Annotated in this window: 17 protein-coding genes and 1 tRNA gene; 5 read left to right on the top strand and 13 right to left on the bottom strand. The window is 55.0% G+C overall.

What is annotated here, in order from left to right; all coding sequences use genetic code 11:
• Positions 1-378 precede the first annotated feature (378 nt).
• Positions 379-939 (bottom strand): hypothetical protein, encoded by a 561-nt coding sequence (locus Tam1G_RS05045; protein ID WP_165781909.1) that lies wholly within the window; start codon positions 937-939, stop codon positions 379-381.
• Positions 940-957: 18 nt separating this feature from the next.
• On the opposite strand from Tam1G_RS05045, the gene budA reads away from it, so the two are divergent.
• Positions 958-1,725 (top strand): acetolactate decarboxylase, encoded by a 768-nt coding sequence (budA, locus tag Tam1G_RS05040; RefSeq protein WP_101625698.1) that lies wholly within the window; start codon positions 958-960, stop codon positions 1,723-1,725.
• Positions 1,726-1,798: 73 nt separating this feature from the next.
• Entirely contained in the window at positions 1,799-2,659 is an 861-nt protein-coding gene (locus tag Tam1G_RS05035; protein WP_242689584.1) for a YwiC-like family protein, read from the top strand.
• Positions 2,660-2,743: 84 nt separating this feature from the next.
• Here the strand turns inward: Tam1G_RS05035 and adhE are convergent, their stop codons facing one another.
• Positions 2,744-5,473, bottom strand: coding sequence for a bifunctional acetaldehyde-CoA/alcohol dehydrogenase (gene adhE / locus Tam1G_RS05030; RefSeq protein WP_101625680.1), 2,730 nt, complete (start codon positions 5,471-5,473; stop codon positions 2,744-2,746).
• Between the two features lie 432 nt (positions 5,474-5,905).
• On the opposite strand from adhE, the gene Tam1G_RS05025 reads away from it, so the two are divergent.
• The gene (locus tag Tam1G_RS05025) at positions 5,906-7,048 is read left to right on the top strand and encodes an ROK family protein (RefSeq protein ID WP_101625679.1); all 1,143 of its coding nucleotides are present in this window, start codon (positions 5,906-5,908) and stop codon (positions 7,046-7,048) included.
• Here Tam1G_RS05025 and Tam1G_RS05020 read toward each other — a convergent pair.
• Complete coding sequence (locus Tam1G_RS05020) at positions 7,033-7,434, bottom strand: VOC family protein (RefSeq protein WP_101625678.1); 402 nt, start codon at positions 7,432-7,434, stop codon at positions 7,033-7,035. The genes Tam1G_RS05025 and Tam1G_RS05020 overlap by 16 nt on opposite strands.
• 116 nt (positions 7,435-7,550) lie before the next feature.
• Here Tam1G_RS05020 and glgX point away from each other — a divergent pair, with 116 nt between their 5' ends.
• Positions 7,551-10,241 (top strand): glycogen debranching protein GlgX, encoded by a 2,691-nt coding sequence (gene glgX / locus Tam1G_RS05015; protein ID WP_101625677.1) that lies wholly within the window; start codon positions 7,551-7,553, stop codon positions 10,239-10,241.
• A gap of 136 nt (positions 10,242-10,377) precedes the next feature.
• Here glgX and rpsI read toward each other — a convergent pair whose 3' ends face one another.
• The 9 genes from rpsI to Tam1G_RS04970 all read right to left on the bottom strand — a co-directional run bounded on the left by rpsI (position 10,378) and on the right by Tam1G_RS04970 (position 19,360).
• Positions 10,378-10,869 carry a 30S ribosomal protein S9 gene (gene rpsI, locus Tam1G_RS05010; RefSeq protein WP_034534726.1) on the bottom strand — a complete coding sequence of 164 codons (492 nt, stop codon included), beginning with the start codon at positions 10,867-10,869 and terminating at the stop codon, positions 10,378-10,380.
• A gap of 22 nt (positions 10,870-10,891) precedes the next feature.
• Positions 10,892-11,341, bottom strand: coding sequence for a 50S ribosomal protein L13 (gene rplM, locus Tam1G_RS05005; protein ID WP_033890532.1), 450 nt, complete (start codon positions 11,339-11,341; stop codon positions 10,892-10,894).
• A 449-nt stretch (positions 11,342-11,790) separates the two neighbouring features.
• Positions 11,791-13,956 carry a 4-alpha-glucanotransferase gene (gene malQ, locus Tam1G_RS05000; protein ID WP_033890533.1) on the bottom strand — a complete coding sequence of 722 codons (2,166 nt, stop codon included), beginning with the start codon at positions 13,954-13,956 and terminating at the stop codon, positions 11,791-11,793.
• A gap of 93 nt (positions 13,957-14,049) precedes the next feature.
• On the bottom strand, positions 14,050-14,694 hold the full coding sequence (locus Tam1G_RS04995) for an AbrB family transcriptional regulator (RefSeq protein WP_033890534.1): 645 nt from the start codon (positions 14,692-14,694) through the stop codon (positions 14,050-14,052).
• A gap of 21 nt (positions 14,695-14,715) precedes the next feature.
• The gene (locus Tam1G_RS04990; RefSeq protein WP_033890535.1) at positions 14,716-15,360 is read right to left on the bottom strand and encodes an IMPACT family protein; all 645 of its coding nucleotides are present in this window, start codon (positions 15,358-15,360) and stop codon (positions 14,716-14,718) included.
• Positions 15,361-15,381: 21 nt separating this feature from the next.
• Positions 15,382-16,401 (bottom strand): D-2-hydroxyacid dehydrogenase family protein, encoded by a 1,020-nt coding sequence (locus tag Tam1G_RS04985; RefSeq protein ID WP_101625676.1) that lies wholly within the window; start codon positions 16,399-16,401, stop codon positions 15,382-15,384.
• 117 nt (positions 16,402-16,518) lie between these two features.
• Complete coding sequence (locus Tam1G_RS04980; RefSeq protein WP_423220481.1) at positions 16,519-17,805, bottom strand: CapA family protein; 1,287 nt, start codon at positions 17,803-17,805, stop codon at positions 16,519-16,521.
• Positions 17,806-18,247: 442 nt separating this feature from the next.
• Positions 18,248-18,334: transfer RNA gene (locus Tam1G_RS04975), tRNA-Ser, on the bottom strand.
• Between the two features lie 78 nt (positions 18,335-18,412).
• Entirely contained in the window at positions 18,413-19,360 is a 948-nt protein-coding gene (locus Tam1G_RS04970; protein ID WP_033890538.1) for an EamA family transporter, read from the bottom strand.
• Positions 19,361-19,503: 143 nt separating this feature from the next.
• On the opposite strand from Tam1G_RS04970, the gene dinB reads away from it, so the two are divergent.
• Entirely contained in the window at positions 19,504-20,778 is a 1,275-nt protein-coding gene (dinB, locus tag Tam1G_RS04965; protein WP_033890539.1) for a DNA polymerase IV, read from the top strand.
• A 4-nt stretch (positions 20,779-20,782) separates the two neighbouring features.
• Here dinB and dapC read toward each other — a convergent pair whose 3' ends face one another.
• A complete protein-coding gene (gene dapC, locus Tam1G_RS04960) occupies positions 20,783-21,985 on the bottom strand; it encodes a succinyldiaminopimelate transaminase (protein WP_033890540.1) in 1,203 nt (400 codons plus the stop codon).
• Positions 21,986-22,009 lie beyond the last annotated feature (24 nt).

Below are 22,009 nucleotides of genomic sequence, written 5' to 3'. Positions count from 1 at the left end.
TTTACACCCAATTTCTGGCTCCAACTCACCATAAAATACCTGCAATCATGATTAAAGACTCTTTTTACCTGCAACTAACGGCTCTAATTATGCATGCTTTGCCTGCAGCTATTTCTGGACAAGGAGGGACCGTCATCTACGGCGGATAAAACGATCACTTTTACCTGCACTTTATATATGCGCACTCACATCTGCAGGCAAAACAGCACCGTTTGGCACAATCAAACAAACCAAATCGGCCAAATGGGCCGATCATCCACCTAGCCCCGACCAAAACCCGGCCGAACAGCATCAGCGCGACACAACTCACCATGAGACATTCGAACGTCGAAATTACGCAGAGCACGTTCCACACCAGATATCATGCACCACAATCACTCATAATGCACCGTTCACAGGCACCCCTGCATGAATGAGCTTTCTTATTAACGGCTGCCGCTCCATAGCTTCCCGGAACGAGAATCGAACGACTTCATCAGCAACGAGGCGAATTCTCTCCTCCCTCTCTTTTTCGGCAATAATCGTGGCAGACAAATCACCGCCACGAAACATCGAGGGATCTCGATACTTCACACGACCATCTAATTCAGCAACAATCAAATGCCCTTCCCTCGTATGCCATGCAAAATCCACACGATCACGGTGCCCAAGATCAAAGGGATAAGTAATCTCCTCCTGCAACGATGGCTGCGCAAGTCCGCCATCCAACATGACACCAAGAGCATATGCCTCACCACCGTTTTCGGTTCGACCAGTGGCATAGTTCAGAGCCCGAAGCGCATTGGCTTTCCCTCGGCCTTGGCGTTGAGCACAATAATCGAGCAATTCCTTCTTCTTGATAAGTCGCTTACACAGCATAAAGAACTCACTACAACGCTGCAGAACGTGACGGAAGTCACCTCCATTTTTATATATCGGCAATTGTGGGCGGAGCAGCACTGCATTAGGGTGAACATCGTGACACAATCACGGGCCAAGAACATTCATCCGATTACCGAGCATGGTGCCAATGTGCTCTATCAGCATGGCACGTTGGCTTTGCTGGTGCCTGGTCTTCTGGAAGGCACAACCACCATTGGTGAGCTGCTCAAACATGGCGACACCGGCATCGGCACCGGGGAAGGACTGGACGGCGAGCTCATCATCCTCGATGGTGTGGCCTATAAGGTCGGACAGTCCGGTATTGCACAGCAGGTTCCGAATGATTTCACGATGCCGTTCGCCAATTCGCATCGTGCGGCGTTCCAATATCAGTGCGAGCGTGAAGATATCGGCCTCGAAGAGCTGAACAAACGCATTGTGGAAGCCAACGGACGCGCCAATACGTTCTTTTCGGTGAAGGTGCACGGCACGTTCAGCTTTATGAAAACCCGTGCTGTCATCAAACAGCAGGCACCTTACCCCACGTTGCTTGAGGTAGCCGACCGGCAGGCCATATTCCTACGCCATGATGTGACGGGCACCATGCTTGGTTACTTCTCCCCCGTGATGTTCCACGGCGCCGCCGTAGCCGGATTCCATGAACATTTCCTTGCCGATGATCATACCTTCGGGGGCCATGTGCTTGACGCGGTGCTCAGCCACGGCAAAATCTACAGTCAGGTATTCGATACCTTGGTCACACATTTGCCAGTAGATGATCCCGAATACCGCAACCATGACTTCAGCCAAGATAATATCGCCGAAGCGATTACCAGCGCTGAAGGCGATACGCACGCAAACTAGTACTCATATCCTTTTGACTTACTCGCCTTCCGCACCCTTGTCCTACAAATACTTGGATTGATACCTTATATATATGAGCGAACCAATCCCCCCATGCCGCCAACACGTCATGCAATCGCAACCGCAACGAATACGACGTGCAACCGCCCGTGGCTGGATTCCCGATCAGCCGGGTGCTTGGGTGATGGCGTTGGCGCCTGCGCTCGCAGGTACGATATGCGGTTCAGTGTGGTCAATCACCAAACCCGATGCTGCCCTAAGCATTGCCGGCTGGTGGATTCTGCTGTGCTGGGCATTGTGTTATTGCGTCGAGTTCGCTGCTGCTCGATGGCTGAAATCGCATTGTGCGACACGATATTTGCCTCCGGTTATTGGTTACTGCATTGTTCTTGCCGCGGTAGGCACACCCTTCTTGATAATGCACATCGATGTGCTCGCATGGGCTCCCATATATATGGTATTGGCTGCGATGGCATTCGCCGGCGCATGGTTCCGCCGTGAGCGGTCGCTCTGGTCTAATGCCGCAGCCGTGATTGCTGCAAGCTTGATGGCAATGATCGCACTGCATTATGCAGCAAATTCGCCGAGCGTTCCGCAGGTTTCGCTCCCCGGCTTGGTACTGACTCTGTGCTTTGCCGCAACCCAGTTCGGCTCGGTGCTGTTTGTGAAGACGATGATTCGCGAACGCGGCAAACGTTCCTATGTGGCCGCTTCCTGGATTTGGCATATCGCTCTGTTGGCTTGGTGGATCGCTGCTGCAAGCCTGAGCTGGTATCTGGTGATATTAGGCGTGATTCTGCTGATTCGCGCAATGGCACTGCCGTTGATTGCGCGCAAACACACTATTAAGCCCGTGATTGTTGGCGTTACTGAATGCTTCACTAGTCTGATTGCTTTCGGTTGCATTATTGCCAATGCACTGATTGCGATATAAGTATCTCTTCGAAAACAAGGAAAGCCCGTCCGAAATGGACGGGCTCTTTTTATGACCTATAGGCGGTCAGGCACGAATCTGCAATCAGGCGCGCTCAGAAGCTTCCTCAGTGGCAGCCTCGCCTTCGCGCTCGACGCGAATCTGGTGACCTTCGGCCTGGGAGACGCCGTAGTATGCAGCCACAGCGATGTCCTTCATGTCGTTGATCAGCGGGATGCGCGGGTTGGCCGGGGTGCACTGATCCTCGTAGGCGCGCATGCCGATCTGGTCAAGCACGCTCCAGAAGTAGTCCTCGTCCACACCGCAGTCCTTGAAGCTCTTGTTCATGCCGAGCTTGTTGTCGCGGTAGTCCTCGACTGCCTTCGCCAGGTTCTCAACGGCTTCGGCCGGGGTCTTGCCGGTGTCGATGCCGAGGTTGCGGGCGATGTCCTGGTAACGCTCCGGTGCGATGTACTTGTTGTACTTCGGCCAAGAGGTAGGTTCCTCCGGAATCTGACCGTTGTAGCGAATCACGTACGGCAGCAGGATGGAGTTGGTGCGGCCGTGGGCGATGTGGCACAGAGCACCGATGGTGTGGGCCATGCCGTGGCACATGCCGAGGAATGCGGAACCGAATGCCATGCCGGCCATAGTAGCGGCGTTGTGCATCTTCTCCTGAGCGTTGGTCTTGGCCAGGCCAGGCTCGCCGTTGACAGACTCAGCCAGGTTGTCCCAGATGAGCTTGGCTGCGTGCAGCGCCATGCCGTCGGTGAAGTCGTTGGCGTAGACGGACACGTAAGCCTCGAAGCTGTGGGTCAGGGCATCGAAGCCGGCATCGGAAGCCAGCTTGCGCGGCTGGGTGCGGGCCAGCACCGGGTCGACGATGGCCACGGACGGGGTCAGGGCGTAGTCGGTGATCGGGTACTTGTAGCCGGTCTTGTGATCGGTGATCACAGCGAACGGAGTCACTTCGGAGCCGGTGCCGGAAGAGGTCGGGATGCACACGAGCTTGGCCTTCTTGCCCAGCGGCGGAATCTTGAAGGCGCGCTTGCGGATATCGAAGAACTTCTCACGCACATCGGAGAAGGCGATTTCCGGGTGCTCGTAAAGCAGCCACATGATCTTGGAGGCATCCATCGGGGAACCACCGCCGACTGCGATGATGGTGTCTGGCTCGAATTCCTCGCGCATCATCTCGGCGCCCTTTTCGACGGTCTCGACGGAAGGCTCCGGCTCGACGTAGTCGATGATGCGGAAGGTCACGCGGTTGGAGCGTGCACGCAGCTGGTCGATGATCTTGTCGACGATACCGAGCTGTTCCATGACCTTATCGCACACGATGACGGCCTTCTCGATGCCGTACATGTCACGCAGGTACTTGATGGCGTTCGGCTCGAAGTAGGTCTTCGGCGGGATCTTGAACCACTGCATGTTGTTGTTCCTCCGAGCAATGCGCTTGATGTTGACGAGGTTCACGGCCTGAACGTTGCCGGAAACCGAGTTGCCGCCGTAGGAGCCGCAGCCCAGGGTCAGGGACGGGGCGATGGAGTTGTAGATATCACCGATGCCGCCGAGGGAGGAAGGCTGGTTCCAGATGATGCGGCAGGCGTGCATACGAACGCCGTATTCGCGCACGAGCTCCTGGTTGTTGGTGTGGATGGCTGCGGTGTGACCGGCACCGAGCTTAAGCATCTGCTCGCACATTTCGAAAGCCTGCTCCTTGTTGTCGGCCTTCAGGACGGCCTGTACCGGAGCGAGCTTCTCGTGGGTCAGCGGCTCGTTGTCGGAGACTTCCTTGCACTCGGCTGCCAGAATGGTGGCGTCTGCCGGGATTTCGAAGCCTGCGGCCTTGGCGATGTACTGCGGGGACTTGCCCGGCACCACGGAGTTGAGCTTCGGGGTCTGGCCGGAACCAGCGGTGCAACCGAACATGTACTGCTCGAGCTTGGCCTTTTCCTCAGCGTTGACAAAGTAAGCCTTGCGCAGCTTCAGCTCCTTGATGAGCGGAGCGTACACATCCTTGTGGGCGATGATGGCCTGCTCGGTGGCGCAGATCATACCGTAATCGAAATGCTTGGAGAGCACCAGATCATTGGCGGCACGCACGATGTCCACGTCGGAGTCGACGTAGGCCGGAGCGTTGCCGGCACCCACACCGAGGGCGGGCTTGCCGGAGGAGTATGCAGCCTTGACCATGCCCGGACCACCGGTGGCGAGGATGGTAGCCACGCCCGGGTGCTTCATCAGAGCGCCGGTAGCTTCGATGGACGGGTGCTCAATCCACTGAATACAGTTCTCAGGAGCACCGGCTGCGATAGCGGCATCGCGCACAATCTTGGCGGCTTCGACGGAGCACTTCTGTGCACCCGGGTGAAAGCCGAAGACGATTGGGCAACGAGTCTTCAGGGCAATCAGGGACTTGAAGATGGCGGTGGAGGTCGGGTTGGTGACCGGGGTGACGCCTGCGACCACACCGACAGGCTCGGCGACTTCGTCGATGCCCATTACGTCGTCTTCGCGAATGATGCCAACGGTCTTCTGGCCGGCGAGGTAGTTGGTGACGTGCTCACAGGCGAAGATGTTCTTGGTGGCCTTATCTTCCACGAGGCCACGGCCGGTCTCGTCCACGGCCATCTTGGCCAGCACAAGATGCTTGTTCAGGGCGGCAATGGATGCCTTAGCTACGATGCGGTCGACCTGCTTCTGATCCAGATCTTCGAAAGCAACCAGTGCTTTCTGCGCCTTCTCAACCAGCGCGTTGACCTCAGCCTCAGCTGCGGCCTGCTTCTCTTCCGGGGTCGGCTTAGTGGCTTCGACCTTCTTTGCTTCTGCCAATGTGGGTCCTCCTCGATCTAACTTGGGGTGTTTGGCAAAGTATTCTGTTGTGTCACAGTCGCTGTGACCTGAGTCACAATATACCGAAGGGTATTTAGCTCTGCATGCGCACAAAATTGACGGCGTTTCATGTTTATATTTGACTCTATTTTGTTAGTTTCTGTTCTATTTGAAGCAAAAAACAGGCTAAAACAAGGGTTTTTGAGCGATTTTGTGCGTTTTATCGCAAATATCACAACCTCATCGAGTCTCTTTCCCGGCAACTTTTTAAAAGTGCTTTTCTAAAAGTTATCCCATCTTGCATATTTTCATAAAACGTGTTTATATAAGTGCTCGTAATATCAGGAATTTCAACGATTGCTCACGTCTTTGCAGAACGTGCTCGATTGGTTACCGTATTGCACTGTGAAAATCAGCCCGATGGAGGACATTATGAAGGCATTGCCGCCCACTCAAGTCAAGGCTCATAACCGCAGTGCCATCGCGCAATATCTCTACACCAACAAATACGCCACCAAACAAGACCTTGAACGACAGCTCGGACTCAGCTTGCCTACCATCACACAGAACCTTCGCGCCCTTGAATCAACAAACATCGCGCTCAAAGGCAATCTGCAGGACTCCACAGGCGGGCGTAAAGCTCAGCGATATGATTTCAATCCCAATCATTGCATTGCCATCGGCGTAGGCATGTACCCGCACGACCTGCGACTATACGCAGTCAACCTCTACGGAACAGTGGTCGCCCAAAGCAACACCGCGCTTCTGTACCGCAATTCCAATATCTATTACCAGCGCATTGGCGGCATCATCGATAACTTCGCTGCCGACATCGAACGAAAATTCGGCAACGTACTGGGAGTCGCTTTTTCTATCCGCGGCATTATCTCCCCAGATGGCGCATCGGTAACATTTGGCCCAGTCATGGGCAATACCGGTCTCACGCTCAGCACTCTTGCCCAATCAGTGCATCACCCGTGCCTGATGATTCATGATTCAGACGCATCTGCCATGTCTGAACTGTGGCTCGACCCCAGCATACAAGACGCTCTCTGTCTCTATCTTGATCGCAGACCAGGCGGAGCGTTGATTATCGACGGTAAATTGCATCAGGGCGCCAATCAATGCAACGGCACCATCGAACATATGATTCTTGTACCAAACGGCCGTCCCTGCTACTGCGGTCAGCTAGGATGCATGGATACATACTGCTCGCTGGAGACCTTACCGGAGGATTACGAAAGCATTCCTGGCTTCTTCAGCGTGCTTGAACAAGGTGAGCGGCATCATCGCGAGCGCATGAGCCAATGGCTTGATTATGTAGCACAAGCCATCGTAAACGCGCGGTCCATCGTTGCAGGAGATGTCATCATAGGTGGGGAGGCTGCAGCATTGTTGTCCGATGTCGAAATCGATGAATTACGCAATCGAATCGTTCAACGCAGCCCATTTGGCACCGAGCATTTTACTGTACGGAAAAGCTGCGGCGCCGAAGACCAAGACATCATCGGCGCCGCATTACGATACTCTCAGCAGTATCTCAACGAACTATTCTCCAGTCACTTCACAATCTGACAGAACTCGATGGTTTCACCATTGGGCCCAAACACATTGAAATACCGAATACCATGTTCCCAGAATGTCGGAATGGATTGAATCTCGGTTTCCCGGCATTTGAGGCCCAACTCCTGAGCATTTGCCCAAGCCGCTTCAATATCAGGCGTATCAAAAGCCCAATGGTTAATCGCACCTGCAATGCCCGGTGCCGGATCACCCTCCCACGTTTCAATGGTCAAATGACCGTACTTCAAGAACGCACAGCGATTGTCTCCATTCGGAAATACGCCAAGCAGTTCAAATCCGAGCACCTTGGTATAAAACTCGATGGTCTCATCCAAATGCTCAGTCGGCATACCGGAATGCTGTAAATCAGTGGTGAATGCGGTCATCGGCTTGGCCATAGTGCTCTCCTTTGAACATGAACTGCGGCATACTCAGGCATACTCAAGAATACGACAACATATGACCATAACAGCTCAATCGACCGTACGCCTTGGCCCACGCCTACAATGGGTGTATGAGAAATCCACCGTTGCATCGTTATGCCACCCGCCCAGGTTTGTACTTCACCGATGACGGTGGAGCGGACGTCGTGGTCCGTTCAGAAACCGCCGATCAGGTATGGCTCTGCGTGCTTGAGCCAATCGATAAGCCCAGCGCGTTCTTCCAAGACGCCATTCGCCTGTTTTCAGATCCGAATACGTCGTTTATTCAGCAAATCCATGAGTTTCCGGTCTGCACACGCATTCTGGAACATTTGTATTTACGCGAGACTTTGTTCCGCATGACCGGCCCCAATTACGGCCTGTGGTATGTGCATCTGCCCAAGGCGTGGGATGGCATGCAATACGGCTACCGCGTGGACGGCGCATGGGACCCGAAGCACGGTGTGCGCTTCAATCCATACAAGTTCCTGCTTGACCCTTATGGCAAGGGTATTGAAGGCTCCATGAATCTTGATCCTGCCGCCTTCTCCTATCAATGCGCGGTGCAGGATCGAAAGGTTATCGGCTCAGCGTATGGTGCGATGAGCACCATCGATTCACTGGGTCACGTGCCGGTGTCTGTGGCCATTGATGACCGCGATGTGCATAAGCACGAAGGCGACCCGGATCATCCGCATGTGCCGTGGCGTAAAACCGTGATTTACGAGATGCATGTCAAAGGCTTCACCGCCAATGCGCCGTGGCTGCCCGAGGAACTTCGTGGCACCTATGCGGGCCTTGCGCATCCCATCACATTGGCTTACTTGCAGAACTTGGGAGTTACCTCCATCGAGCTGCTGCCAATCCAAGCTAAGCAGGATGAGCTCTTCCTTCAGGAGCACGGCCGCAAGAACTATTGGGGCTACTCAACCTTAAGCTACTTCTCCCCCGAACCGACTTACGCCACTAAAGCCGCGCAAGAAAAGGGTGCCACAGCTGTACGCCAGGAAGTCATCGACATGGTGCGTGCACTGCATGAAGCCGGCTTTGAGGTGATTATGGATGTGGTGTACAACCACACCTGTGAAGGCGGCGTGGAAGGCCCGACCGTGTGCTGGCGTGGTCTGGATGATTTGGCCTACTACCGCCATCAGAAGTCCAACGCCGGGCGTTTGGAAGATACTACCGGCTGTGGCAATACATTCGACTTCACCAACACCCATGTGGTGACGTTTGCTGTAGATTCGCTCCGCTATTGGGCCAAGCGCATTGGCATTGATGGATTCCGTTTCGATTTGGGCGTTACTTTGGCCCGACTGAACGGCGAGTTCACACAGCATCATCCGTTCCTCTACGCACTGCGTTCCGATCTGTTGCTCGGTAATTTGAAGCTCATTATGGAGCCCTGGGATTTGGGCAACCTTGGCTGGCGTACCGGCCAGTTCGGCATCCCGTTCGCTGAATGGAACGACCGCTTCCGTGATACAGCCCGCACCTTCTGGCTCGAAGATGTTGACGGCAGCATGGATTACGGCCGTACCAGTCTGCAGGAGATGGCCACGCGTCTGTGCGGTTCGGCTGACCTCTATGCTACTGATCCGGGACGCGGCGCTACGGCATCCATCAACTTTGTGTCCTGCCACGACGGCTTCACACTGACTGATTTGACGCGATATCGCTCCAAGCACAATGAGGCCAACGGCGAACATAACAATGATGGTTCCTCCAATAACCATTCTGCCAACTTTGGCGTGGAAGGCGTAACGACCGAGCCTGAAATCATTGCCGCACGCGAGCAGGCCGCCATGAACCTCACTGGCATGCTGCTGCTCTCGCTGGGTACCCCAATGATGCTTGCAGGCGACGAATTCCGTAATACCCAGGACGGCAACAATAATGCTTACTGCCAAGACAATGAGCTGACCTGGTTGAACTGGGATTGGCTGTATTCGCCGCAAAAGACCCGTGAAATGCGGCGTTTGGAGACGGTTTCCCATCTGGTATCGCTTCGTAAATCGTTGGATTTGTACCATCATGAGGACTTCTTCACCCGACTCACTCAGCTTGGCTTGCTCAAGCCTTCCAGCCGTGTGAAATGGTTCCTTCCCGATGGCTCCTCGCCTGTTGAACGTGATTGGTTCGATCTTGGTATCCGCAGCTTCACAATGCGTCTGCTTTCCAACACAGAAGTGGACGTATGCATTGTGGTGAACGGCGTGGCCGAGAATCGTGACTTCCATTTGCCCAGCGACAGCACATGGATTCCCAAGTGGTGCTCGGCTGAGGTCAATGGCCTGTGGCCAGGTCAAAATGGCCATATTATTGCCGACCATGACGTCGAGGATATCAGTGTCTGGATGCAGCATGTGCAGAACGCCGATGAGACCGTGCGACGCTTGGCCGAAGAAGCGAGGGCAAAGGCTGCCGCCACCGCGCAGGGCAACAATGACGAGGCTACCGTTCCAAGCAGCCAGCCGCGATCCGTGCAGTCGCATACTACTCGAACAAGCGACGAGGAATCCACACAGACTGCAGAATTCCCAGTGACCAAGAAAACCGGCACTGCTGCTGCCAAGAAGGACGCTTCGCAAGACCAAGACCAAAAGTTGCTGGAAACTGAGCAGCTGCTGCGTGTAACTGAGGCGCTTAATGCCGTTGGACGTTCTTCTGCAGAGATTGTCAACAATGACAAGCCTGTGGCCGCAACCGATAGTTCTGATGGCTCCAATGTGTGGACGATGCCGTCATTGAGCATCACTCTTATGAAGCAGGTTCAGAACTGACCTCGATGTGTGCGGCGTACTGTTTGTATATGCCGCGCACATCGAGAGTTTTCAGCATACACAACATATACAAAGAACCCCTCGCGGTAATCCACGAGGGGTTCTTTGTGCTCGGTAGAAACAGTTCGTAGCGAAATTAACGCTTGGAGAACTGCGGTGCGCGACGTGCCTTGTGCAGACCAGCCTTCTTGCGCTCGACGACACGAGAGTCGCGAGTCAGGAAGCCAGCCTTCTTCAAGGTAGCGCGGTTAGCATCACGATCGATGGCGTTCAGAGCGCGGGCAACGCCGAGGCGGATAGCGCCGGCCTGGCCGGTGGTGCCGCCACCGTCAACGAGGACGATAGCGTCGAACTTGCCTTCGAGCTTGAGCAGAACGATCGGGGAGTTGACCTCACGCTGCAGCAGCTTGGAGGGGAAGTACTCCTCCAGGGTGCGGCCGTTGATGGTCCACTTGCCAGTGCCCGGAACCAGACGGACACGGGCGACAGCTTCCTTACGACGACCGGTGCCGTAGCCCGGCTCGATAGCGGAAGTGCCGGTGCCAGCGCCAGCGTTGGTCTCGGTGGTGTAGTTGGTGAGCTCCTCTTCGGTCTCGACAACCTGGGAGTCGTTGGTGTTTTCAGCCATGATATCTATCTCCTCTCAGGTTTCACTTGGCCTGCTGCGAGATCTGAGCGATCTCGAAGGTCTTCGGCTGCTGCGGGGTGTGCGGATGCTCGGCACCGCGGAAGACGCGGAGACGATCAAGCTGCACCTTTGCCAGACGGTTCTTCGGCAGCATGCCCTTGACAGCGGCCTTGATGATGCGCTCAGGGTTGTTCTCAAGCAGCTCGGCGTAGGAGTCACGACGCAGACCGCCGGGACGACCGGAGTGAGAGTAAAGTTCCTTGCCCATCTTGTTGCCGGTGAGAGCGATCTTGTCGGCGTTGATGACGATGACGTAATCGCCGAGATCAGCGTGCGGAGCGTAGGTCGGCTTGTTCTTGCCGCGCAGCAGGGTTGCAACCTGGGAGGCAAGACGGCCCAGCACCACGTCGGTGGCGTCGACGATGTACCAGTCGTGAGTCAGATCAGCTGGCTTCGGAGTGAAAGTTTTCACTGGAGTACCTTTTCTATATATTGTGTTCCGGGTCTCGGCTGCTTGGCGTGGTTTGGTTAGGACCGCATCCAAAAAGCGTTGAACCTCATTATCCGTGGGCTCCCTGAAAGTCCTCGATGGCGAGTGGGATAGCGCTTTGAAGGACCCCTTAGGGAAACACAACAATCCACTAGTATATCGCCACTACTGACATTTCACACGCCGGCCGCAATACGCACCTATGCGCGCCGATTCCGCGCCATCCATAAACCTTGACTGTAGGTTTTTGAATACTGACTGTAGGATTTCCAACGTTTTTCGTTCAAAAACCTACAGTCGGTGTTCATATTCCTACAGTCGGTGTTCAAAAACCTACAGTCAGAACGGTTAGAAACGGTCAAAAAATGCCGGCGCTGTGATTGGAATGCAATCAGCGCCGGCAATGAGACGAATACCCAGAGTATTACAAATCAGCTATTGAAGATCTGGGCGAAACGTTGGGCTCCTGGGGTGTCAAAGATGGACTCAAGCGGCACCACATTGCCCTTGGCATCCGCCAACGGGATACGCCAGTTCGGGTACTCATTGTTCGTACCAGGCTGATTCTGTGCGCGCTTCTCCCCCACGGCATCCGTGATGGAAGCGGCGAACAACTTGCACGGTGCACCCTTCAGTGCGCGGTACAGTGCGTCCACGATCTGCGCCTCGTGAGCTTCACGGTCTTCAGCATATGCAGGGTCAAGATAACCCTGATCAACCAGCATGGCAATCATGGAATCCTGCTCAGCCCTGGCCGAAGCCTCAAACTCTTCAGCCGGACCGGTCAGCAGACCCAGACGTTCGCGAATCTTCACATGCTCGTATTCGAGGTAGCCTGCAGCCGGCGGCAAATCATGAGTGTTCACCGAAGCCAAAGCGTACGGACGGTACTCGGACGGCTTGCGGAACACACCATCGTATTGTTCGAACCATTCCACAGCGCAGCCAAGAATACCGTGCCCAGCGAGCGAATCAGCAACATATTCAGGCACCACGCCCAAATCTTCGCCGACCACCACACCATTGGCACGGGAGGCCTCAATCGCCAGAATGCCAAGCATAATGTTCGAGTTGTAGTACACGTAGGCACCATCCATTGCGGAATGACCTTCCGGAATCCACCACAGACGGAACAGACCCAAAATATGGTCGATACGCACAGCACCTGCACGGGCGAACATATCGTGCACCATATTGCGGTAGGTCTGATATCCGGTGGCTTCAAGATCAAGCGGGCTCAGCGGCGGCTGACTCCAATTCTGGCCCTGCTGGTTGAACATATCCGGCGGCGCACCGACCGTGGCTCCCTTGGCAAAACGCTCTGGATTCCACCACACATCGGCACCATATGGGTGAACGCCAACCGCCATATCAGACATGATGCCGATATGCATACCAGCATCCTTGGCGGCTTGCTGGGCGGCGGCCAACTGTTCCGCGGCATTCCATTCCAGCCAACGGTAGAAGTCCAGAGTGTCCGGGAACTGATTCTTCAGGTTGGCAATCTCCTGAGAATCACGATTCAGCGCCTGCTCCCAGCCATTCTTGTCATCGGTAGGAGCGCCCCACTTGTCATAGCACAGGCACCAGGTGGCATATGCTTCCAAATCGGAACCACTGTTGGCCTTGAACTCGTCAAAAGCGGCTTGACGTTCAGCGGTACGACCAGCTTTGAAGATAATCCACAGGGCATGCATCTTGCTACGCCACATCGCATCACGATCGATGAGCTGGGAATCACCGTTCAGTGGTTCCACATCAGCATGCAACGCATCCACCTGCTGCTTGGCCTCAGCCGGCAGCGACGCATATTCCGGCACTGACTCCGGACGGATGTACGTAAAGTTCACCAGTCTGCGGCTTACTGGCAAATAGGGGGATGGAGTGAGCGGAGAAACCGGTTCGGCCGCATGGACCGGGTTAATGAGAATAAAGTCGGCACCGGTCTTCTTCTTGGCATCGACCAGCATGGCCTTCAAATCTTCGTAATCGCCCACGCCCCAAGAACCGGAGGAGCGAATCGAATACAGCTGAGCCATCCAGCCCCACAAGCTGCCGTTCTTCATAGGATCGATGAGATCCACCTTGCTGGGTGCACTGATCAGCGTGGCATCCTGCGTGCGGTTTCCAACCGTAACGTGCAGCTTATGGTATCCGACCGGCACATCGGCAGGAATAATCAGCGCCGCCGTAGAAACGAAACGGTCACCAAGATCAAAAGCCTGTGAACCATCACCTGGACCAACACCCACGGTGCCGGTATAAGTTTCGCCATTTTCCAATGTGATGGTGGCACTAGGAGTCTCCAGAATTCCAGTGTTCACCAGCACCTGGTCTTCCACGCCTGCGGTATGCAGCACCGTGGGGGCTACCAGTCTGGAATAACGTTCTTTCAGGATGCGCCTGATGGCAGCATCTTGACTATCTTCATCTCGGGCCTCAATGCCCAGAGCGGCTAGTATTTCAATCAGGACTTCATCGTCGATTTCATGATAATCATGGCTCATGCCCACGTAACTGGTTCCGATGCCGACCAATTTGGCCAGACGAATCAGCGGGCGTGCCAGCCGCTCTTCATTCTCGGTGTTCTCACTCATAGCCCCAGTCTAACGCCCTTTACGCGCGCCACACTGTAATGCAAATGGGTCAATGAGACGAAATTTCCCTGTTATTCAATTGATTTGCATGATTTACCGCTCTGCAATGGCATTACGAACCTCTTGAGAGGGGTCGTTGGCCAATTTCTTCAACATGTCCGCAGAAGTATTTGGGTTCAATGCCACTGCTCGACGAACCATTGACGCAAGGACGGCCGGAGCGCCTTCCTCAAGTTCGATACCCAGTGCACCGAGATAATCAAGAGTCTCGGCATCGGCATTTGGATCCTGAGCACCTTCGAGTCGCATTTTCCAACTCGTGCGCTTGTTGCGCAATGCATGGTCCCGTACCGCAGGTACCGGGTCCTTGGTCAAACGCCCTACCAGCCAGTTCTTATCATCTTCGTTGGAGGCCACAGCCTGACGTACCGAAGCCTCAGGATCTTCGGAAAGTTTGACTAGCACATTCGGGAACGGCATGGTGGTGGCGAGAAAGACACGGTCTTCCACAGGGGTGTGGCGGTTGCCTGCCACTGCTTCAAGCAGTGCGGTCGCACGAGAGAATGCGGCCTGATTGGATCGATCCGGCAGAGGGCGACGGGCGAATTCGGAAAGTTCAGCAGAGTCGGTGGAATGACGCAGACGCTCATACGCAACGGTCAATGGCTCGAAGGTCTTAGCCTCTGCCGTAGAGGCATCATCTGCAGGCTGCTGTTCGTTCTCATTCTGGTCAGTCATAGTTCTCCAGCTTAGTAATACTCAGGCTTGTACAGGTACGGGGATGTTGATGCGATCCAAAAGATCAGGTACCACTGCGGCATTGAATGCTTCCCGCACACGGTCTTCAAATCGGGCAGTGGATTCGAGCGGCACAACTGCAGTCAGTTCTACATTCATCGTGTACTTTTCGTCTTCCTGACTGCCATCGACTTGAGCCAACAACTGTTGGAATCTGGCAAGCTGCGGATATTCCAAGCGAACTCGATAACGCTGCGCGGTCATAATATGCGCCACTTGCGCCGCTTTCATCGCCAATGATGCGGCAGATGAATACGCACGAACCAAACCGCCTGAACCAAGCAGAATACCGCCGAAATAACGGGTTACCGCCACCACACAGTCGGTGGTACCGGATTGTTTGAGCACATCGAGAATCGGCTTGCCTGCGGTACCGGACGGTTCACCATCGTCACTCATGCGTTCGGATAATCTGCCGTCCGCACCTCCGCAGATAGCGGCATACGCCACATGGCGAGCCTTGGGATGCTGCTCGCGAATGGTGTTGACAAAAGCGACGGCTTCCTCGAGCGAGGATACATGCGCGGCATCGCCGATGAATTCGCTTTTCTTCTCGACCAGCGCATCATGCGCGGGAGCTTCAGGAGTGTTCAGAATCGTCTGCATAAGCGTTATCGTCTCGCGCGATCATCCACGTTCGGAAACAACGACGTTGTAATCCTCACCAGCAAAATAAGCGGTTAGGCATTGAATCATCTGACGGGTGAGCTCCCTGAATGCACCGTCTGTGCGCCATCCGACGTGTGGGGTGAGCACAATGCCGGGCACATGGCAGATGGGATCGGCAGCGGCAAGCGGCTCATGATCGAAAACATCCAGCCCCGCTGGAATGTCGCCTTTATTCAGGCGCGCGAGCAAGGCACCGGATTCAATGACTTCAGAACGAGCGGTGTTGATGAACAGTGTGCCTGGTTTCAGATGCGCGAGGTTTTCGGCAGTGATAATGCCTCGGGTGGCATTATTCAACGGCAGGTGAACCGAAACGATATCACTATCCGCAATCAACTCGTTAAGATCGTCAACCGGTTTAGCGCCAGAACGTTCGAAATGTTCGACTGGCACATGTGAATTCCAGGCGCTGACCTGCATACCAAACGCACGCGCAATGCCAGCCACCGTGGATCCAATGCCGCCAAGTCCGATAATGCCAAGCTTGCGACCGGCCAGCTGCAAACCATCGCCACCAGCCCACGCCCAATTACCAGCCTTAACATCGGCATCCAATCGTCCGGTACGTCTCACCAACTCCAGCATGAGCGCAAACGTATGCTCAGCCACAGCATGATCACCGTAATGCTCAGCATTGCAGACACGGATTTTCAGCTCACGCGCCAGATCAAGATTGATATAGCTGGCTACGCCGGTGCCACAGAAAACAATGCACTTGATATGACTGTGCTCGCTAAGCGTGTGCAGCAAATCATCCGAGATATGATAACCGCCCACAAGAAGCGCATCAGCATCGGTGACGCGTTCGGCAATCACGGCTTCATCCGAGGTGAACTCCTCGAACATGCGCACGCGAGCCACATCGTTGAGCGCAGGGAAATGCTCTTTGATGGGTTCAATCATTGATTCCAATACGGAAGGCATCACCACTAGCGGCAAATCGGTACGCTCAGGCTGCGTTTCGAAAATCTCGGTCATGGCCACCACCTTAGGCGGGCGGCGGGAGAAACCCACACGGCAATCAATGGCAGACAACAGATCAGGCAACGTTGAACGCGCGGTTCAACCCGCTACTGTCTTGCCCGAACAAGAGCCTCAGTTGTTCGATTGAGCTGCGTGCTCCTCAGTCAGATTCCATTCGCGTACCACGTTCTGATCAGCGCCCATAGAGTAGATGACATTCCATATGCGCTGACGCACCTGAGCATCCTGACTTTCCGACCAACAGGTGCCTATTGGATGATCACTGGAAATCGGACACCATCGGTACGTGCCCTGCTGCTGATTCGCGGTCGGCAACCAATCGATACGGTTCACGCGCCAAGAACCTTTGACGCCCTTCTTACCGGCAAACTGAATACGAGCGGTCACACCTTGATTGTTCACAATGGTTTCAGCAGATGCGTTTTCGGTAACCGCATTGCCCAGGCCATAGATAATCCACGTACCGTTATAGTTTTCGATGGGCTGAGCGCAATGGCATCCAGCACCGTAAATCACGTCAAAAGCACCAGTGTCCGCAAGCTCATGAGCCTCGGTAACCTGCCAGGAATCCGCATAATCAATGTATTCCACCACGGAATGCATGGCGATGGCCACGATATCGGCACCCTGTTCACGCGCCTTGTTCGCTTTATCCACCGCGCGTTGAATATCGCTCTCATGATGGGGATCGTCCGTGTCACGCAGTCGATCGACGCGCCAATCCGCATCCGCAACCTGCCCGTTCAACGATACCGTTCCGGAAATCAGGCCGAGCTTGCCGCCGCCGGTCGGAGAATCGATGACCAGTGGTTTAAGCGAATCCTCCTCGGTCTTATAGGAACCGGTTTGTGCAATGCCGTCCGCCTCAAGCGTGTCCCAGAGCCTGGCAATGCCATCCGCACCTTGATCCCATGAATGATTGGTGGCATGCGTGCATGCGGTATATCCCACGTTACGGGCAGCGTCCGCCACTTCAGGCGGAACATTGAACACCGGATATGCCGAGTAAGGGCCGCCACGCTGCGATATCGGAGTCTCGAAGTTGCATACAGCGATATCCGATGCCTGAATGTACTGCTTCATCGGCTCGAATAGCGGGTCGAAGTTAAACGCTGTGCCATCAGTTGCGTTGATATTCGCACCACGGAATTGATTCCACAAACCGGCATGGAACAGCAAATCACCGTTCACCAACAGCGCGATGCAATCCTGATCCGGGCAATCCGGTGAATTACCATGATGCTCGGCAACCGGAGTAGGAGCGCTCTGGGATTTGTTAAGCTCAGATGGCGAGGTACCGCTCGTCTTCTGCTGTGCTTGACTTGTTGACGCCAAACGAGCATGCTGCTGGCTGGTTCCCAACCAGATTCCCAAGCCCAGCGCCACAGCCAATACCATCGCACATGCAATAACTGTTAGCAGACGTGCCCTTGGCGTGGGAACCGCACTATGCTGCCCTTGCCCTCTGATATGCCCCATATGCGTTCATCCTTAAACGTGTGACTCTTCATTCTCTCAAGGCCAGAATATGACATATTCCGGTCAAATGATGGTCTTTTGCCGTCGTGCCGCGGTTTTGGTATCGCTAGAATAAACCGTGGAGACGGGCGGACAATGGCGTACCTCCGGCTCCGCTATCTAGCGGATGCTTACCGTCTACTGTTCGCATATGAATTCCTTAATTACCGCTCTATTTACCGGCTATCTTGTGGCTAACCCTGCCGCACTGCACACGATTACAAACATGAAACGACCCGACGAAATGGCTTGAAACCGGCGTTATTCCGCCGTTTTCGGCATGAAAAAAGGGTTTTGAGCGAATACCCAAAACCCTTGGTTGCGGAGTCAGAGGGATTCGAACCCTCGAGCCGCTTACGCGACTAACACCTTAGCAGGGTGCCCCTATCGGCCACTCAGGCATGACTCCACGTTGCACACTGAGCGCAACAGCACATTACTGTACCACGAACCGCGGATACGGCGTGCCGTACATGACCAACTTCTTTCACTTGCCTTGTGCCGGCGCAGCATCACCGGAAAAGGTCACAATCACTGCGAATATCACCAAACCCACGCCTACGAGTTCCCCAATGCCTGGAATCTCGCCAAAGGCAAGACCTACGGCCACCGCCACAGCAGGGTTAATGGACTGCATAACGGAAAACGCTCCAGAGGTAGTGCGCCGCAACGTAATCTGTTCCACCACGTATGGGATGAACGAAGCCATTAATGAAATCACAAACAGCAACGCCAGAAGCTTCAGCGAACCACCCGGCTCAAGAGCCCATGTTGCATCTGATTTTGGCCAAATCACATGTTCCACAGCCGGTACACCCAAGAACAATGATTGCACAATCCAACCAATGGTCACTGCAATGCACAGGTTGTCCAAAGAATTACCTCCGGCAGCCACACGCCGGCCAGTGACGATATACACGCCCCACATCGAGCCACCGATAAGAATGGCGATCAAACCAATCAGGAAGCTGCCATTGCTAGCCGGATTGGATAGCGAAATACCGGCGAGCAGCACCACGCCGATAGCAGCAATGCCGATACCTAGCCGCTCACGCCAGCTACGACCGGTAATCACCGCCACCGAAAGCGGCCCAATGAATTCAATGGATACGGCAATACCCATATCCATATTGCTGATAGCTACGTAAAACATGGTGTTCATCAGCACCAATGCACATCCGAGCAACGCCACCAATCCCCAGCTGCGAGCGCTGCGTCGGAACAGCCTGTCTCTCTTGGCGCGCTGCCAGGGCCTGCGCCAAGCGAGCAGTAACAGGGTCATGAATCCTACGCGATACCAGACTGAATACAGTGGGTCGAGCTGGGTAAACGCAAGTTTGGCGATGGCCGTGGCCGTGTAGATGACCAGTGCCTCTCCAATCACGATAAGCACAACAGGAACACGATTGAGGATACTGACCACTGCCTTCTTCATAGACTTCACGCTACTCGCTTGGCCGGGACAGTGCCGGACTCGCATGAACTTCGCCAAGATATGAACTCGAAGATGGAATTGGACCATATATGTGCGTATAGTGAACACTACTCAGGGCTCGGCGCGGGCCTAGAATGAATGGCATGAGCACTGCACCAAGGCTGGCTGCCGCCAAACGCGACTGGGGTCATGACGAGACCGGCTGCACAGTGCTGCATATTGATATGGATGCGTTTTATGCCTCGCTTGAAGTGGCAAGGCATCCCGAGCTGAAAGGTAAGCCGGTGATTATCGGCACCGGGCCGCGCGCAGTGGTTTCGGCTGCAAGCTACGAGGCACGACGGTACGGCATCAATTCAGCCATGCCGGCTGCCCGCGCACACCAATTATGCCCAGACGGTATCTTTCTGCCGGTGGATATGCGTTACTACCGCATGATGTCGCATCGCATTATGCACGAGGTGTTCCTGACTGTCACCGACCGCTTTGAGCAGGTTTCCGTGGACGAAGGGTATATGGACGTATCCGCTGCACTATTGCAGTGGGGCAAGCCAAGCGCGATTGGCGCGTGGATTCGCGAACAGGTCTCTCAACGCTTTCACGTGACTTGTTCGGTCGGCATCGCGGCTAATAAATTGGTGGCCAAGATGGCTTCCACGAACGCCAAACCGGATGGCATGCTGCTCATTCCCGCTTCCCGTTCCGCTGAGTTTGTGCAAATGATGCCATTGCGCGGCATTCCCGGTATTGGCCCTTCGCTGGAAAAACGTCTGAACGCTTGGGGCGTTGCATCGGTGGCGGAGCTGTCTCGTATGGATGAGGCAACGCTAACTCGCGCCACTGGATCGGCGGCAGCGGCTCGTGGCCTGTGGGCCGCCTCTCATGGTTTGGATTCACGCACGGTTACAACAGTGCGCGAGGAGAAATCCATCGGCTCGGAACGCACGCTGATGCAGGATACGCGCGATATGCGCGTGGTGTGCGATCTGCTGCGGTCGGCTTGCGATGAAGTGGCCGGCACCTTGCGGCGTAAGGGTTTGGTGGCGCGCACGCTTACCGTCAAGCTTCGATTTGCTGATCTCAGCTATCAGACCCGGTCGTTTACGATGGAACGCCCGACCGATACGGCCGGCATACTGTACCCCGAATGCGTGCGGCAACTGAAAATTATGCTCGGCATGCCACTTGCCACCGGGCCGGATAGTATGCTGCCGAAACTAATTCGATTGGCCGGCATGAGCACCTCGTCACTCAGTGAGGCAGCTTCCACCGCCGTGCAACCTTCCTTGGATGACATGCTCGAAGAGAGCGTCAACGCACGCGGAAGCACTACACAGGCGCGTCGGCATGACGCCGAGGCAGCGCTTGATGCTGTACGCCGCAAGTTCGGCAGCGGAGCCGTGAAATTCGGGGCATAGGAAGCTATGCTGCGAGTCGTTGGCAGGCTTCCTTGACGGCCTCATCAGTAGCGGTGGCGGAGAAACGCAAATATGCAGGGGCGCCATAGAACTCACCAGGGCTTGGAATAATGCCGATTTCGGCAAGCTTGGCCATATCGGTCCAGCAGTCGCCGGACTTGGCTCTCACCCACACATAGAGTGCGCCGGCAGGCATGCGCACGGAATCATAACCGTATGCTTTCAGCGCCTCGACCAGTGCCGACAGACGATTATGGTAGCGAGTCCACTGCTGATGCACCGATGCGGAATCACGCAGACCTGCAGCCATCGCTGCCTGCACCGGGCCCGGAATAATCTCGCCAATCTGCTTGCGGTATTCACTCATCTCGCGAATCAGACGGTAGTCGCCAGCAATCAATGCCGTACGATAACCGGCCATATTCGACTGCTTGGAAAGCGAATACAGCACCAAGATGCCATCCGCCGAGCCTTCGCAAACCTGTGGGTTCAAAGCGCACGGTGTGGCGGACAAAGCAAACGACCGGTCAACGGCAGCCGGCTCATTGGATTCCGGTTCGGTATTCTCGAGCGTTCCAGCAGAAGAACGTACTGAACGCCAATCCATCAACGCATAGCATTCATCGGACAGCACTACTGCACCGATGCGTCGGGCTGCGGCAACGATGTCCGCGAGCCAATCCGCTCCTATGACCTCACCTGTGGGATTGCATGGTGAGTTGATCCAAATGGCTTTGACATGAGGCACGTTGGCCCACGAATCAACATCGGTCACGTCATCAACTTTGAGCACGGTAGCGCCAGCCAGTTGGGTGCCGATTTCGTAGGTCGGGTATGAAACCTTGGGCTGCACCACTACATCTCCAGAATCCAGATGCAGCAGGCTGGCCATCAATGCCACAGCTTCCTTGGAGCCCACAGTTGGCACAGCTGCAGCATTGATGGACTTCAAATCCACACCACGCATGGTGCGGAACCAATCATTGATAGCAGCCTTAAGGTCCGCGGTGCCAGCGGTGACCGGATAGCCATGTGCATTGGAAGCATCGGCTGCTGCGATGAGCGCCTGCTGCACGCTGGAGGGCACGGGGTCCACGGGAGAGCCGACCGATAAATCAATCATGCCGCCAGGTACGGTTTTTGCCGTGGCCTTGTAGCTGGCGATGCGAGACCAGTCGTACGGGGATGAGTATGCGTGGAAGCCCATTGGAACCCTTTCTTCGAAGCGCTT

Source organism: Bifidobacterium imperatoris, assembly GCF_002860405.1.
In the GTDB taxonomy this organism is placed as follows: Bacteria; Actinomycetota; Actinomycetes; order Actinomycetales; family Bifidobacteriaceae; genus Bifidobacterium; species Bifidobacterium imperatoris.
The sequence above is the reverse complement of the archived record's forward strand: the minus strand, read 5'-3'. Positions and strand labels throughout refer to the sequence as shown.